Source organism: Amycolatopsis sp. A133 (genome assembly GCF_031082405.1).
Classification (GTDB): Bacteria; Actinomycetota; Actinomycetes; order Mycobacteriales; family Pseudonocardiaceae; genus Amycolatopsis.
This window is the reverse complement of the sequence record NZ_JAVHJU010000057.1, coordinates 293,876-308,943: the sequence shown is the minus strand read 5'-3', so window position 1 is coordinate 308,943 and position 15,068 is coordinate 293,876. Positions and strand designations below refer to the sequence as shown.

The window sequence follows — 15,068 nt, the reverse complement described above, 5'->3', positions numbered from 1 at the left end:
AACGCACCCGAGACGGCGCATCGGCGATCGTGGAACCTGCCCGTTTCCGCCGGTCCGCGACCGGCGTCCAGCACGACAAGGACGGTGAATTCCCGTGACCGAGTTGATCGAAGCCAACCACGGGCCCCACCTGCAGGCGGCGACCGTGCTGCCGGACCTGCTGCGCTCGAGCGACCGGTGGACCGACGAACTGCTGATGGCCGCCGGCATCCCCTTCGAGGACAAGCCGATCGTCACCGTTGGCGGCGGGATCGGCTCCTTCGTCACAGTCGACTACCTGCGCATCGCCGGCGCACTGTCCACAGATGACATCAGTGTGGTGTCCAACCTGGAGCGGCCCTGGCAGACCTACGAGCACCTGGCGACCGTTTCCCAGATCGCGCGGGACAACCGGATCCGGTCGGACTCCGCGTCCCGGCCGGACAACCTCTGGGGCTTCCCGTCCTACGCGCTCTCCGAAGCGTTCCGGCGGCGCACCCCGGCCCCGCTGGCCCAGGTCCTCGCCGAGCCGGTCTTCGCCGACTTCTACACCCCGCGGCTGGGTACGGTCCTCGAGTCGATCGAACGCGAGGCGAACCGGATCCGGTACTGGGACATGCTGCAGCGCGGCGACGTCGAGCTGGTCCGGCGCCGCAGCGGCGGAGGCTACTTCGTGCTCTTCGACGACCGCCGCGCGGACGAGCCCGCCTACCGCGCCATCCGCTGCCGCGACGTGCACATCGCCGTCGGCTACACCGGCCTGAAGTTCCTCCCGGAGCTGCAGCGGTTCCGCACCGAACGCAACGACTTCCACCACGTCGTCAACGCCTACGAGGACCACGAGCACGTCTACCAGGCGCTGCGCCGCCGACCGGCGACGGTCCTCGTCCGCGGCGGCGGCATCGTGGCTTCCCGCGTGCTCGAGCGGCTGATCCGCGACCGCCTCCAGAACGGCCTGCGCACGGAGATCGTGCACGTGCTCCGCACCTACGTCGACGGGCGCCACGGAAAGCACGTGTGGGCCCGCCGCAAGGGCCGGGACGGCTTCGCGTACCAGGGTTTCAACTACCCGAAGTCGGTGTGGGGCGGCCAGCTGAAGGCCGAGATGCGCCGGCTCGACGACGGCCGCCGCCACGAGGTCTACGAGGCGATCGGCGGGACGACGACCGCGTGGCGGCGCGAGTGGCAGCGGCAGATGCGCACCGCCCGCGAGCAGGGCTGGTACCGGACCGTCACGGCCACCTTCGACGGTCTCGAACCGCACGGCGACGGGGTCACCGCCCGGCTGCGGATGGCCGCGGGCCTGCTCGACGTCCACGCCGACTTCGTCATCGACTGCACCGGGCTCAACGCCGACGTCACCGAACACGGGGTGCTCAACGACCTCCTCGACCACGGTGGCGCCCGGCTGAACACGCTCGGCCGGCTCGACGTCGGCCGCAACTTCGCGGTGCTGGGCGCCGACAGCGGGATGGGCCGGATGTACGTGACCGGCGCTGCCGCCCTCGGCGGGCCCTTCCCGGGCGTCGACACGTTCCTCGGGCTGCAGATCGCGGCTCAGGAGGTCACCGACGACCTGGCCCGGCGCGGCTTCTGCCGCCGCATGGGCCCGGCCACGTCCCTGGCCGGCTGGCTGCGCTGGGCGACCGGCCGGCAGATCTGAGAAAGGATTCGTCGTGGTACCCACATTGCTCGGCCGGATCCAGACCCGGCTGTTCCTGCTCGCACTCGTCGGCGCGGCGGTGACGGCCCTGGTGACTCCGGTGCTGCCCGCCGACGGCCCGCTCGCCGGCCGCTACCAGGCCACCTTCGTCGTCCTGGCCGCCGTCGCGGCCCTCGGCGTCGGCTGGGAGCTGCTCTACCACCTGCTGATGCAGTGGCGCTGGGAGAAGGACTGGCCCACGCTGTTCGGGCTCCTCACCCTCGTCCCCGAAGGGCTGCTCGCCGGCTGGCTCGCGGTCACCGGCCGGCTCCCGTGGCTGCCGGGGCCGGTGCCGGTCGCGGCGTTCGCCGTGCACTTCGTGCTCGTGTGGCTGGCCGTGTGGCTGGTCGCCAACGGCCCCCTCCGGGTGCCGTTCATCCGCTGGCGTTTCCGAGGTGGGAGGCTGCTGTGACGACGACATCGCTGCGCGACGAACCCCTGAAGTTCCGGCCGGGACGGGGAATCCTCGTCCGCCACCCGGGTCTGGCCGTGCTCACCGGGCCCTGCGACGACGAGACCACCTCGGGCGTCCTGCGCACCGCGGCCGACTCGGCGGCGGACGACCGCCCGGGCCAGGCCTTCGGCCGCGCGATCCTGCGGCTGCTGGCCGGCGGCACCGAACTGCCGGCGCTGTGCGCCTTCGGCGCGCTGGACGAAGGGGTCTCGGTCCTGGTCCACGGCGCCGCCCGGATGACCGTCCGGACGCCGTCCGCGGACCAGGTGCTCGACGGGCAAGACGCCGTGACGCTGGTGGACCGGGTCCTGCCCGCCGTGACGTCGCTGCGGGCCGCCTTCGGCGACGAAAGCACCGAACCCGGGCGCTGGTGCGAACTGGGCTCCGGCACGGTGCCCGCCGAGGCGATCTGGTGGGGCGCGGCCGGTTCGCCGCCGGAACCGGCCGGCACCGAACCACCGGAGGAGGCCCCGGCGGCGCCCGCCCCGACGATCGCCGGGGTCCGCTGCCGCAGCGGGCACTTCAACGACCCCGACATCAGGTACTGCAGCTCCTGCGGGCTCGGGCTCACGCAGGCGGGCCGCACCCCGGCCCGCAGCGAACGCCCGGCCGTCGGGGTGCTGGTGCTCGACGACGGTTCGGCCTTCCCGCTCACCGGCGACCACCTGATCGGCCGGATGCCCCACGAGACCGACGAGGTCCGCGCCGGCACCGCGACCGCCGTCCGCCTGCAGGACCCGGCCGTTTCGGGGGTGCACGCCCGGATCACGCTCGACGACTGGAACGTGGCCGTCACCGACGCCGGCTCGGTCAACGGGACCTTCCTCCGTGACCCCGGGACCGGGGCCTGGACCAAGCTGGCCAGGGACACCCGGGCGGTTTTGCGGCCCGGCATGGTCGTCGCGGTCGGCGGACGGCAGCTGCGCTACGACAGCTACCGCAAACCCTAGACCGGCCGAGGAGACCGCCATGACCACCGCAAACCCCCACCGCCTGACCCCCGTCCCGGCACCGGACCCCTGCGACGTCCTGACCGAGCTGACCGAGCTGGCCGACGTCGCCGACCTCCTGCGCCAGCACGTCGAAGTGCTGCGGTTCCGGCTGGCCGACCGGCCGACCGTCACCGCCCACCTCACCCTCGCCCACCGCTGGGCGGCCGATCTGCGGCGCAGCCTGCACAGCGCGGCCGGCACCTTGGACGCGACGACCGCGTGCGGGCCGCCGTCGGCCGGGCTCGAGCGCCGGGAGGTGTCGTGAACAGCCTCACGATGCTGCTCGACGTGGCCGCGATCCTGCTCGCGGCCCGGATCGCCGGACGGCTCGCCGTCCGGATCGGCCAGCCCGCCGTCGTCGGCGAGATCGCCGCCGGCGTCCTGCTCGCGGCGGTCATGCACGGCACCGGGCTGACCCAGACGGTCCTGCCGGGCTCGGCCAAGAACGCGCTGCACGCCATCGCGACGGTCGGGCTGGTGCTGTTCATGTTCACCGTCGGCCACGAGTGGGACGGACGGCACCTGCGCGGCCGCGCCGCCGCCGGGATCGCGCTCGGGTCGGCGATCGTCCCGTTCGCGCTGGGTGCCGCGCTGGCCGCCTGGCTCGCCGCGACGACGTATCACCCCGCCGACCCGGTCGTCTTCGTGCTGTTCCTCGGGGCGGCGATGTCGATCACCGCCCTGCCCGTGCTGGCCAGGATCGTGACCGACCGCGGGCTGCAGGGCACGACGATCGGCGGCCTGGCGATCGGTGCGGCGGCGGTCGTCGACGTGCTGGCCTGGGTCGCGCTGGCGGCGATCGTGACGCTCGGCGGCGGCAGCTCGGCGTGGCAGATGCTGCTGGCGGTGCCCTACGTGCTGCTGCTGTTCGTGGTGGTGCGCCCGTTGCTGCACTGGGCGTTGCGCCGCCGGGCCGGTGGCATCGGGTTCGGCACCATCCTGGCGGGCCTGTTCGTCTCGGCCGCGGCGACGGAGTGGCTGGGCCTGCACTTCGTGTTCGGCGCGTTCCTCTTCGGCGCGTTGCTGCCCGGGCGGGACGATCCGGTCGTCCGGCAGCAGGTCGACGACATCGCCCGGTTCTGCCGGACGTTCCTGCTGCCGATCTTCTTCGTCGTCGCCGCGCTCGACGTCGACCTGTCCGGGGTGGGCCTGGCCGGGGCCGGTGAGCTGGTCCTGATCCTGCTGGTGGCGTTCGCCGGCAAGGCGGGCGGCGCCTACCTCGGCGCCCGCGTGTGCGGGCTGCCCAAGTCCGAAGCCGGGCCGGTGGCGGCGCTGATGAACGCGCGCGGGGTCACCGAGATCGTCGTCCTGCAGGTCGGGCTGCAGCTGGGCGTGCTCGACACGCGGCTGTACTCGCTGATGGTGGTGATGGCCCTGATCACGACGGCCGCGACCGGGCCCCTGCTGGGGCTGCTGCGAAAGCGGCACCGGGTCGCGGAGCTGCCCGAGCCCAGCCTCGCCGGAAAAGACTAGCCCGCCCCTCCCCCTCGCCGTGCCTGCCGGGCCGCCCCTCCCCGGCAGGCACGGCTTCCTTCGTACCCGAGGAGACAACGATGAAGCACCTACCCAAGCCCCTGCCGGTGGCCGGTGGCCTCACCGCCGCGGCCGCCCTGACCGCGGGCCTGCTCCTGTTCGAACCCTGGCGGCTGGTCACCTCCACGACGGTGACCGAGCAGCTCGTCACCACCGGCGTCCCGGCCGCACCGGCCGGCCGGATCGCCGCCGGCCCGGTGGTCCTCGGCGGCGGCGGTTTCCAGTCCCTGGAACACGAAACGACCGGAGCCGCCCAGCTGGTCCGCCTTCCGGGTGGCGAACACGTGGTCCAGTTCGCCGGCCTGGCCACCAGCGACGGCCCGGACCTGCACGTGTACCTCTCCCCGCACCCGGCCACCGCCGGGGAAGGCGCGTTCGCGACGGGCTTCACGTCGCTGGGCGAGCTGAAGGGCAACCGGGGCAACCAGGTCTATCCGGTGCCCGCGGGTGCCGATGTCGCGTCGATGCGCAGCGTCGTCATCTGGTGCAAGCGGTTCTCGACCGGGTTCGGGGTCGCTCCGCTGACTTCGTCTTGAAGCACGACGGAAAGCGGCCCGCCCCCTCGGGGACGGGCCGCTCTTGTCCGGGCCGGTCAGGCCGGTGGCGACACCGCCTTCGCCTCCAACCGGTCCAGGAACTTCTGCCGATCGACCACCGCCCGCGTGTGCGTGCCACGCAGGACCTCGTCCACGCCGTCGTGGCCGTACACGTCGAACACCAGCTTGCGGCCGGCCCGGTGCCGCAGCTCGGCCGTGAGCTGGATCGCGCGGCCCGGTGGGGTCGGGGCCAGGTGGCTCGAGTCGTGGCTGAGGCCGACCGTCATCTCGTGGTCGTCGAGGTACTCGGCGATCGCGTGCATCGCCGTGACCTCGCCCAGCCACAGCAGGACCGGGGTCGCCAGCACCGGCAGGTCGTTCTGCCAGCGGTCGGCCGTGTCGTGCTCGGTCACCTCGTGGCGGTAACCGGCGGCGACGACGTCGGGCAGGGGTTTCATGTCGGCTCCCAGTGGTCAGGCCGCGGCGGGCGCGGCGCAGAGACGGGTGACGGCGGACCCGACCAGGTCGAGCAACCGTCCCCAGTGGACACTCTCGGTTTCGGGGTTGAGCACGGTGAACTTGAGCCACACCAGACCGTCCTCGGCGATCGTGGCGCGGCCGATCACCGCGGTTCCGTCGGCCAGCAGCACCCGGCGGACCTGCGCGACCAGCTCGTTGCCTTCGGCCGGCGGCAGCCGGTCGGCGGCCACCGGGCGGAACAGCACGGTGCTGATCTCGGGACGGGCGAGCAGCCGCAGCTCCGGCCGCCGCTCGATCTCGTCGGCGATGGCGGCCGCCGCCGTGCAGCACCGCGCGGTCAGCCGGGCGATGCCCGAGCGGCCCAGCGCCCGGAACGTCACCGCGAGTTTCAGCGCGTCCGGACGGCGGGAGGTGCGGATGGACCGGCCCAGCAGGTCCGGGAACCCGGCCTCCTGGTCGTCGTCGGCGTTCAGGTAGTCGGCCACCAGCGAAAGCGGGGCGAGCGCACTGCTCTCCCGCACCGCCAGCAATCCCGCCGGCAGCGGCTGCCAGCCGAGTTTGTGCAGGTCCAGCGCAACGCTGTCGGCCCGGTCGAGCCCGGCCAGCAACCGCCGGTGCCCGCCGAACAGCAGGCCGCCCCCGTACGCCGCGTCGACGTGCAGGTGCGTGTTCAGCCGCCGCCGGGTCAGCTCGGCGATCGGCTCGATCGGGTCGATCACCCCGCGATCCGTCGTGCCCGCCGTGGCGACCACGAAGAGCGGGCCCGGTGTCCGCTCGAGGACCTCGGCCAGTGCGCCGACCCCCATCCGGCCGCCCGTCGTGGACACCACGACCGGCGGGGCGAGCCCGAGCAGCCAGGCCGCCCGGCCGACGCTGTGGTGGGCGTCGGCCGAGCAGACGACCCGGATGCCCGGCCCGCGCTGCTCGCGCGCCAGCAGGAGGGCGACCAGGTTGGACTCGGTCGCCCCGGTCGTCACCAGCGCGTCGGCCCGGCGCCGTCCCGGGTAGACCAGGTCGGCCACCGCGCCGGTGACGAGCCGTTCCAGCTCGCCCGCCGCGGGGGCCTGGTCCCAGGAGTCCAGCGACGGGTTGAGCACGCTGGCCGCGAGGTCCGCGGCCGCCGCGACGGCCAGCGGCGCCGCGTGCAAGTGGGCCGCGCACAAGGGATCCGCGGGGTCGGCGGCCCCGGCGGCGACGGCTTCGACGACCCGGCGCAACGCCGCCTCCGCGCCCTCGCCCTCCTCCGGCAGGACCACCGGCACCGCGCGGCCGAGTTCGCCGGCCACGCGGGCGGGGCCACCGGCGGGTGCGGGTCCCGCCCGCCGGGCCCGTCCCCGGTCGAGGGCGTCGAGGGTCACCGCGGTGAGGTCCCGGAGGGCGGCGAGGCCCGCGGGCGTCGCGGCGAGCGCACCGGCGTTCACGCCGTCACCCCGGCGGCGAGCGGCGTCCGGAGCACGGCGTCCACGACGACGTCGGTCAGCCTGCCGGCCACGCCGGCCCAGTCGGCCAGTGACATCGTCAGCGGGGGCAGGAGCTTGAGCACCCGGCCGTCCCCGGAGGTCTCCGCGATGATCGCCGCGCGGAACAGCTCGTCCCGCACCGACGAAGCGACACCGGCCTCGGTGAAGCGCAGGCCGCTCATCGCACCGCGCCCGGCCGGCACCGCGGTCCCTTCCGGCAGTTTCCCGACCACGTCGCGGACGGTCTCGCGGATCGCCACCGCCAACCGGGCGACGTGGGCTTCGAACCCGGCCGCGGCCCAGTAGTCCAGCGCCGCCGTGGCGCCCACGAACGCCAGGTTCTGCCCGCGGAAGGTCCCGTTGTGCTCGCCGGGCCCCAGCACGTCGCGGTCGCGCCGGACCACCAGCATCGCCATCGGCAGGCCGAGGCCGCTGAGCGACTTGGACAGGCAGACGATGTCGGGGTCGAGCCCGGGCACGTGCTCGAAGCTGAAGAAGGTGCCGGTGCGCCCGCAGCCGGCTTGCACGTCGTCGACGATCACCAGGGCGCCGACGTCGTCGGCGATCTGCCGGATCCGCGCCAGCCACGCGCGCGACGCGACCGAAAGGCCGCCTTCGCCCTGCACCGTTTCCAGCACGAAGGCCGCCGGCGGCCCGATCCGGCCGCCCGGCCGCAGCGCCGCTTCGATGGCGTCCGCCGAGCGGTCGCCTTCGTCGTAGGGCAGGATCGTCGTGCCGGGCAAGGCGATCCCCGCGGCCCCGCGCAGCAACCGCGACGACGTCACCGCGAGCGAACCCAGCGAAGCGCCGTGGAAACCGCCGCTGAACGCCACGACGTTCGTGCGGCCCGTCGCCTTGCGGGCGAGCTTCAGGGCCGCTTCCACCGCCAGGGTGCCCGCCGGGCCGGGGAACTGCAGGACGTGGTCCCGCATCCCGCGTTCGGCGAGGATCTCGGTCGAGAACCGGTGCAGGAACTCGGCTTTCGCCGTGGTGTGCAGGTCGAGGGTCTGGATCGGCCCGCCACCGGTCAGGTAGGCCGCGACGCGCTCGAGCACGGGTGGCGGGTTGTGACCGTAGTTCAATGACCCGGCGGCGCACAACAGGTCGACGTAGCGGCGACCGGCGGTGTCCCAGAGGTGGTGCCCGGCGGCCCGTTCGAACACCACCGGGAAGCTCCGGCAGTAGCTGCGGACCTGCGACTCGTACCGGTGGAACACCGCGGTCGCCGTCGTCTCCGACATCGCTATCACTCCTTCTGCACTCGGTCCGGGGAATCAGGCCGCTTCGAACGCGGCGAGGGCGCGCTTCTCGAGTTCGTGCGCGTGGGCGAGGTCGCGGCCGATGACCATGTAGTCGATGGCCCCGCAGCGTTCGACGTCCTCGATCGCGATGACCACGCCGGTGCGGGACTCCCGGTCGAAGCCGAGCCCGGCGTCGTCCAGCGCCTTGACCGCGGCCGCGAAGTCGCCGACGCTGATCCAGTTGTAGGTCAGCACGACGCGTTCGCGGGTGTAGTCCTCCCCGACGAGCACGCGGGCGAGGTAGTCGATGTTCGTGCAGCAGCCCATGCGGCCGTTGACCTCGTTGAAGAACAGGGCGCCGTCCACCGTGGTGATCGAGTCGATGTTCATGTACCCGACGAAGCCGCGGCGGCCGGCCTCGGCGGCGAGGTTCATGCTGTGCGCGGCCATGTCGCCCAGGTCGGAGGCGAGCATCCGCTGGCCGGGGATCTCGAACCCGATGAACGTCGGCTCCATCCGCATCTCGCCGAAGTTCAGCAGCTTCGGGCTGCCGGCCGGGCCGGGCACCCACAGCTCGCTGTAGTAGACCTGGGCGGCCTGGTGGTAGGCCTCGACGACGACCCGCGTGTTGCGTTGCACGGACACCAGCGGCCACAGCTCGGCGGCGAGCACACCGAAGTCGCACGCGCCGTCCGGGACCGGGACGACCCGCGACGCCCCGGTGAGCTCGGTGTCGCCGTGCGCGGTGACCACGGTGTTGCCCGCGCTGCCGGAGTTCATCTCCTGCTTGATGATCACCCGGCCGGTGTCCGGCAGCAGGGTCCGGATCGCGACGGCGAGTTCGTGCTCCGAGCTCGCCACCCGGCCCGACGGCACGGGCGCCTTGACCGTCCCGGCGAGCTGGCGGAAGAGCACCTTGCTGTTGAAGGTTTCCGCGCCACCGCAGCGCAGGAAGTCCCGGCACACGCGGTCGGTCTCCTCGTCGATGCCGTACAGCGGCACCCCGAGCTCGTCGGCCAGCGCGAGCACCGGGCGGTCGAGGAAGTAGGCCTCCATCCGCCAGCCTTCGAGCGAGCCCGCCCGCTCGCGGATCTGCGCGGCCACGTGGCCGTCGTTGAGCGACGCGTCGTTGAGGATGAGCTGCTTGACGTCGCCGTCGCGCGGGATGACGACGTTGCGCCGGGACAGGTTCCGGCCGAGCAGGCGGGCGACGTAGTCGAGGTAGGCCCCGGACACCGAGTGCGGCAGCACGACCAGGTCGTCGTCCTCGGCCATCACCAGCAGCCGGCAGCAGCACATCGAGCTGAGCGCGTGGATCTCCGGCGGCATGTCGTTGCCGCACATCGAATCGCTGTCCACATTGGCCACGATCACCTTGGGCATGGCTTGTTCCTTCCGGTTCGACGGATCAGGCGGCCTTGGGCACGCCGGCGGACACGGTCTTCCGCAGCTTCACCAGCTGGGTGAAGATGTTCTTGCGCTGGATGTCGGAGGTGCCGCCGGCGATGAGCGTGCCGAGCGCGTCCTGGACGTTGCGGCTGTGGCGGCTCTGCTCGTACCCGGCGTGCCCGAAGATCTGCATCACGTCCAGCGCGGCCCCGGCGAGCCCTTCCGAACCGATGAGCTTCGCCGTCGAGGACAGCAGTGCCGCGTCTTCGCGGCCGTCCACCAGGCTGCCCAGCGCCGCGTAGGACACCCAGCGGGTGGACTCGATGGCGAGCTTGACGTTCGTGACGCGCCGCTGCACGTACTGGTAGTCGGCGATCGGGTGCCCGAACGCCTCCCGCTGCGCGGTGAAGGTCATCGCGTCCTCCAGGAGGCTTTCCAGGTAGGCCGCGCCGATGACGCCGTAGAGGAGCCGGTCGAGGGCGATGGTCGCGTAGGTGGTGCTCAGCCCGTTGCCGGGCTGCCCGAGCACCTGGTCGGCCCCGATCGGCAGGCCGAAGAACGAGATCGGCCCGGTCGGGCTGGTGCGGTTGCCGAACATGTGCTCGTGCTCGCCGGTCTTGATCCCGCCGTCGCGGCGTTCGACGACGAACACGGAGATGTCCCGCTTGGCCGGGAGCCCGTTGATCCGGCCGAGCACCCAGAACATGTCGGCCACCGGCGCGTTCGTGATGTGGGTCTTGGTGCCCACCAGCTTGTAGCCGTCGCCGTGGGGGTACGCGGTCAGCGCGCACTTCGCGACGTCGGATCCGCCGCTCATCTCGGTGAGCGCGGTCGAGCCGACCGCACCCGACATCATCTTCGGCAACGCAACCTCGAGGTGGTAGCGGCCGCCGAAGAGCACCAGCGACCGGAGGAACCCGGCGTGGGCGATCAGCGACAGGCAGAAGCCGAGGTCCTTGCTCCCCCGCGTGATCCCTTCGAGCGCGGCGCAGAAGTCCCACCAGGAGAGGCCGTGCCCGCCGAGGTACTCGGGCACCGGGATCCGCCACAGGCCGTCGTCGGCCATCGCCTGCCAGGCCTGGCGGTCGAGCTGTTCCCGGGTGTAGTGCCACTCCGAGCGGGGTGCCACGTGCTCGCGGGCGAGCTGTTCGTAGTGGTCGGCCATGGCCCGCTGGGCCAAGGTCCATCCGAGCTTCATCAGGGTGCTCCTTCCAGCACAGCGGGTCCGTGGGTCAGGACGGCGTCGAGCGCCGTCGCGAATCGGGTGACGAGGTGGTCGAGGTCCACCGGGCTGATCGTCAGCGGCGGCGCGACCACGACGACCTGCGGGACGGGCGTGACCCCCGCGGGGTAGAGCAGCAGGCCGGCGTTGCGCGCCTCCCGCACGACGTCGGCGGCGGTGATGTCCGGTGCCCGCCCCGGCCGGCCGAAGTCCACGGCCAGCAGCAGCCCGCGGCCGCGCACCTCGGCGTCGACCCCGCGGTCGCGGAGCACCTCGCCCAGGGCCCCGGCCAGCAGCGGCCCGAGCACGCGGGCCCGTGCGGGCAGGTCGTGCTCGCGGGTGTACCGCAGGACCGCGAGCCCGACCGCGGCCGAGAGCGGGTTGGCGGCGTAGGTGTGCCCCAGCACGAACTGCCCGCTGCCGGTCCGGATCGCCTCGTGGATCCGCCCGGTGAGCAGCACCGCGCCGAGCGGGGCGTACCCGGCGCTGAGCCCCTTGCCGAGCACGAGCAGGTCCGGTTCGACGTCCTCCTCGCCGCAGCCGAACCACTGCCCGGTCCGGCCGAGCCCGGTGATGACCTCGTCGGCGATCAGCAGGACGTCGTGGCGGCGGCAGATCCGGGCGACTTCGCGCAGGTACCCCGGCGGCGCCGGGACCGCCCCGCCGGACGCGCCGACCACCGGCTCGATGACGACCGCCGCCACCCGGTCGGCACCGGCGCCTAGAATGGCGTCCTCGATCGACTGGGCGCACTCGAGCCCGCACGACGACGGCGTGAGCCCGAACGGGCAGGCGCGGCAGTTCGCCGCCGCCGCCCGCGGCCAGTCCGGCAGCAGCGCGCGGACCGGGCGCCGCCGGGCCGGGTGCCCGGAGAGCCCGATAGCGCCCAGCGTGGCCCCGTGGTAGCTGCCGTCCCGCGAGACGACGACGGTGCGCTCCGGCCGGCCGCGCTCCTGCCAGTACTGCAGGGCCAGCCGCAGCGCGGCCTCGACCGCTTCCGAGCCGCTGTTGGTGAAGAAGACGTGGTCGAGTTCGCCGGGGGCCAGCAACGCCAGTTCCGCCGCGAGCCGCTCGGCGGGTTCGTTGGTGAACTGCAGCCGGGTGACGAACGTGATCTCCTCGGCCTGGGCCCGGATCGCCGCCGCGATCTCGGGGACCCCGTGGCCCAGGTTCACCACGATCGCGCCGGAACAGCCGTCGAGGTAGGCGTTCCCGTCGGCGTCGTGGACGTAGCTCCCCTCGGCGCGCACCGCGACCGGGTAGTCCTCGCCGAGCCGCGGGTAGAGCAGGTGCGTCTTCACCGGGATTGCACCCCCGCCCAGCGGTGCAGGGACGCACCCGCGCTCATGCCGCCGCCGATGCCCAGCAGCACGACGGTCGCCCCGTGGTCGATGCCGCGGGTGCGCACGACGTCGTCGAGCGTGACGGGGATCGACGCCGCGGCCGTGTTCCCGTACCGCGGGCAGGTGAGGTGCAGCTTGCCGGCAGGCACCCCGGCGTCGGCGAACGTCCGCCGCAACAGCACGGCGTTGGCCTGGTGCGGCACGACCAGGTCGACGTCGTCGATGGTCAGGTCGGCTTCCTTGAGGACCGTCCCCAGCAGCTCGGGGACGACCGTCTCGACGTAGTCGCGCACCGCGCGGCCCTGCATGCTGAACAGCGCTTCGCCGCTGAGCACCGACGTCGGGGTGAGCGGGTGGCGGCTGCCTCCGCCGGCGACCTTGACCAGCTCCTGCAGCCTGCCGTCCGAAAGCAGCCGGGAGCCGAGCACCCCGAACCCGTCGCCGACCGGGCCCAGCACCACCGCGCCGGCCCCGTCGCCGAAGAGCACCGACGAGCGCGGATCGGAGAAGTCCAGCTGCCGGGAATAGACGTCCGCACCGATCACCAGCGCGTAGCGGGCGCTGGGGTCCGCGGTCAGCAGGCCCCGTGCGGTGTCCAGCGCGAAGACGAAACTGGTGCAGACCGAGTTGACGTCGAACGCCGCTGCGCGCCCGGCCCCGATCCCGGCCTGCACGACCACGGCGGTCGCCGGCTGCGGGAAGTCCGGGGTGGACGTGCCGACGATGACGAAGTCGAGCAGCTCGGCGGGCACGTCGGCCGCGTCGAGCGCCCGGCGGGCCGCGACCAGGGCCAGATCGCTGGTGGCCTCGCCGGACGCGGCGAACCGCCGCTGTTCGATCCCGGTCCGTTCGCTGATCCAGGCGGGGCTGACGCCGACCCGCGGCGCGAGTGCTTCGTTGGTCACCACGGAATCCGGGAGGTACGAGCCGGTTCCGAGAATGCCGTACTGCATGGGTTCCCACTTTCCGTTGTGGACGGTCGGGCTCAGAACGCGGCGATCCCGAAGGGCGCGGCTTCGCCGCCCTTGCCGAAGGGCTGCAGCTGGAACACCTGGTGCTGCTCCACGAAGGACAGCAGGCCCTCGGCACCGACCTTGAAGACCCACAGCGACCCGGTGAACGAGTTGAGCTGGTAGAGGAACTGCGAATCCCGGCTGAGGGTCATGTCCGTGGTGCCCTCGCCGACGACGTCGTTGTTGGCGTCCTTCCCGTCCGGCGCGGTCGCGACGGGCTGCGCCAGGGTCAGCGAACCGTCCGCGCCGAGGCGGTAGGAGGAGATGATCCCGCCGTTGAACGGGCTGGACACGAAGGCGAACTTCTGGTCGTCGGTGATGGCGACCCAGCAGCTGTCGGTCTGCGCGTTCGAGACCGATCCGTTGACCGCCTTGAGCGTCCGGTCGCCGGTGATCTCGTACGTCGCGGCGTGGCCGCCGCCCGGGTTGGCCAGGCCGCCGTTCTGCTCGCTGGAGACGAGCTTGCCGTCCTTGGTGAAGTTGAAGCCGAACGGCCCGGCGCCGCTCGGGTCGACCTGCTGCTTGCGGCCGAGCGTGCCGTCGTAGCGCACGTCGAACAGGTCGAAGGCGCCCTTGCCCTCCTTGGCCTGGCCGGGCAGCGACGCGATGCGCTCGCTCACCACCAGCGTCCGGCCGTCCGGGGTGAACGACACCTGGGCGCAGCCGGAGCGCGCCCGGCCGCTCAGCTGCCGGGTGGAGTCCTCGATGGCCTGCAGCACGCCGTCCGGCCCGACCCGGAAGCCGGTCACCGACGGCAGGTCGCCGTGGCCGCAGTTCTCCAGGGCCGACGTCGGGCCGAGGATGAGGCGGCGGTCCTCTTCGCCGCTGTTGAGCACGTAGAGCAGGCCGCGGTTGACGGTCAGGCTCACCGGGCGCTTGCCGCCGGACGGGGTCTGGCCGACGAGCTCGAGGCCGCTTTCCTGGACGCGGAAGACGGAAATGCTGCCGCTGCCGGCGTTCGCGACGAACAGCAGTTCGGCGCGGTCGACGTTCTGGATGGGCGAGGCCTCGGCTTCGGAGGTGCCCAGGACGATCCCCTGCGCGCTGTCCTCGAAGCTGCCCGTGCCGGTGCCGCCGGTCGGGTACCGCCCGACCTCGCGCAGCGTGCCGTCCTGCTTGCGGGCGAACGCGACGACCTCGTTGGCCGTTTCGTCGTTGGACTGGACGTAGACCGCGCCCTCCCGCAGGTTCCCGTCCCCGATCGACCGGGGACCGGCGGCGGCCGCGTTCGCGGGCGCGGGCCCGGCCGGGGTGGCGGGCGGCCCGGCGGGCGCGGGTGCCCCGTTCGCGGCGACGGGCACCGCACCGGCCGCGTCGTCGCCGGAGAACTGCAGGGTGACGACGGCGGTGGCCGCGACGACCACGGCGACGACGAGCACCCCGAGCACGGCGAACAGGGTGCGTCTGCCCTTGCGCCGGGGCGGCGCGGCGGCCCAGGCGGGCGGGCCCGGGGTGCCCTGGGCGGGAAACGGATGGGGGGCGAAGGCCTGGGCCTGGCCGGCGGTGTCGGAAACCTGGCACGCACAGGCTCCCTCGTGTCCGCACTGCTTCTGCATGACAACCTCCTCGGGAGAACCGGTCTTCCGAGGGTGCGGGGGCGTGCGTGGCCACCCAGTCACAGAGGCGTCGCAGCCCCGCCCGGGTGAACGACGGCAAGCTCCGTAACAGCTCTCGCGCGGGTGGCGACCCATGGGTGCCGGGGGTCCCCACCGGGCCGGACCGGC

14 protein-coding genes are annotated in these 15,068 nt (G+C 73.0%); 6 read left to right on the top strand and 8 right to left on the bottom strand.

Annotation, left to right across the window (positions count from 1 at the left end; genetic code table 11):
- The first annotated feature begins 94 nt into the window (after positions 1 to 94).
- The 6 genes from Q5425_RS33855 (at position 95) to Q5425_RS33830 (ending at position 5,196) form a co-directional block, all read left to right on the top strand.
- Positions 95 to 1,642 (top strand): hypothetical protein, encoded by a 1,548-nt coding sequence (locus Q5425_RS33855; RefSeq protein WP_308676426.1) that lies wholly within the window; start codon positions 95 to 97, stop codon positions 1,640 to 1,642.
- A gap of 13 nt (positions 1,643 to 1,655) precedes the next feature.
- Entirely contained in the window at positions 1,656 to 2,093 is a 438-nt protein-coding gene (locus Q5425_RS33850) for a hypothetical protein (RefSeq protein WP_308676425.1), read from the top strand.
- A complete protein-coding gene (locus Q5425_RS33845) occupies positions 2,090 to 3,085 on the top strand; it encodes an FHA domain-containing protein (protein WP_308676424.1) in 996 nt (331 codons plus the stop codon). Before Q5425_RS33850 ends, Q5425_RS33845 begins: the two co-directional genes overlap by 4 nt.
- Before the next feature lie 19 nt (positions 3,086 to 3,104).
- Complete coding sequence (locus Q5425_RS33840) at positions 3,105 to 3,392, top strand: hypothetical protein (protein ID WP_308676423.1); 288 nt, start codon at positions 3,105 to 3,107, stop codon at positions 3,390 to 3,392.
- A complete protein-coding gene (locus Q5425_RS33835; RefSeq protein WP_308676422.1) occupies positions 3,389 to 4,600 on the top strand; it encodes a cation:proton antiporter in 1,212 nt (403 codons plus the stop codon). The genes Q5425_RS33840 and Q5425_RS33835 overlap by 4 nt, the downstream gene beginning before the upstream one ends.
- 80 nt (positions 4,601 to 4,680) lie before the next feature.
- Positions 4,681 to 5,196 (top strand): DM13 domain-containing protein, encoded by a 516-nt coding sequence (locus tag Q5425_RS33830; RefSeq protein WP_308676421.1) that lies wholly within the window; start codon positions 4,681 to 4,683, stop codon positions 5,194 to 5,196.
- Between the two features lie 56 nt (positions 5,197 to 5,252).
- Here the strand turns inward: Q5425_RS33830 and Q5425_RS33825 are convergent, their stop codons facing one another.
- Genes Q5425_RS33825 through Q5425_RS33790 form a run of 8 tightly spaced genes read right to left on the bottom strand, consistent with a single transcriptional unit; the run spans position 5,253 to position 14,900 of the window.
- Positions 5,253 to 5,654, bottom strand: a complete 402-nt coding sequence (locus tag Q5425_RS33825) for a thioesterase, FlK family (RefSeq protein ID WP_308676420.1) — start codon at positions 5,652 to 5,654, stop codon at positions 5,253 to 5,255.
- Positions 5,655 to 5,669: 15 nt separating this feature from the next.
- Entirely contained in the window at positions 5,670 to 7,097 is a 1,428-nt protein-coding gene (locus tag Q5425_RS33820) for a pyridoxal-dependent decarboxylase (RefSeq protein WP_308676419.1), read from the bottom strand.
- A complete protein-coding gene (locus Q5425_RS33815; RefSeq protein ID WP_308676418.1) occupies positions 7,094 to 8,377 on the bottom strand; it encodes a diaminobutyrate--2-oxoglutarate transaminase in 1,284 nt (427 codons plus the stop codon). Before Q5425_RS33815 ends, Q5425_RS33820 begins: the two co-directional genes overlap by 4 nt.
- 33 nt (positions 8,378 to 8,410) lie before the next feature.
- The gene (locus Q5425_RS33810) at positions 8,411 to 9,760 is read right to left on the bottom strand and encodes a peptide ligase PGM1-related protein (RefSeq protein ID WP_308676417.1); all 1,350 of its coding nucleotides are present in this window, start codon (positions 9,758 to 9,760) and stop codon (positions 8,411 to 8,413) included.
- Between the two features lie 25 nt (positions 9,761 to 9,785).
- The gene (locus Q5425_RS33805; RefSeq protein ID WP_308676416.1) at positions 9,786 to 10,964 is read right to left on the bottom strand and encodes an acyl-CoA dehydrogenase family protein; all 1,179 of its coding nucleotides are present in this window, start codon (positions 10,962 to 10,964) and stop codon (positions 9,786 to 9,788) included.
- Positions 10,964 to 12,289 carry an aminotransferase class III-fold pyridoxal phosphate-dependent enzyme gene (locus Q5425_RS33800; RefSeq protein WP_308676415.1) on the bottom strand — a complete coding sequence of 442 codons (1,326 nt, stop codon included), beginning with the start codon at positions 12,287 to 12,289 and terminating at the stop codon, positions 10,964 to 10,966. The genes Q5425_RS33805 and Q5425_RS33800 overlap by 1 nt, the downstream gene beginning before the upstream one ends.
- Complete coding sequence (locus Q5425_RS33795; protein ID WP_308676414.1) at positions 12,286 to 13,284, bottom strand: ketoacyl-ACP synthase III; 999 nt, start codon at positions 13,282 to 13,284, stop codon at positions 12,286 to 12,288. Before Q5425_RS33795 ends, Q5425_RS33800 begins: the two co-directional genes overlap by 4 nt.
- Positions 13,285 to 13,316: 32 nt before the next feature.
- Complete coding sequence (locus Q5425_RS33790; protein WP_308676413.1) at positions 13,317 to 14,900, bottom strand: beta-propeller fold lactonase family protein; 1,584 nt, start codon at positions 14,898 to 14,900, stop codon at positions 13,317 to 13,319.
- Between the last annotated feature and the right edge of the window lie 168 nt (positions 14,901 to 15,068).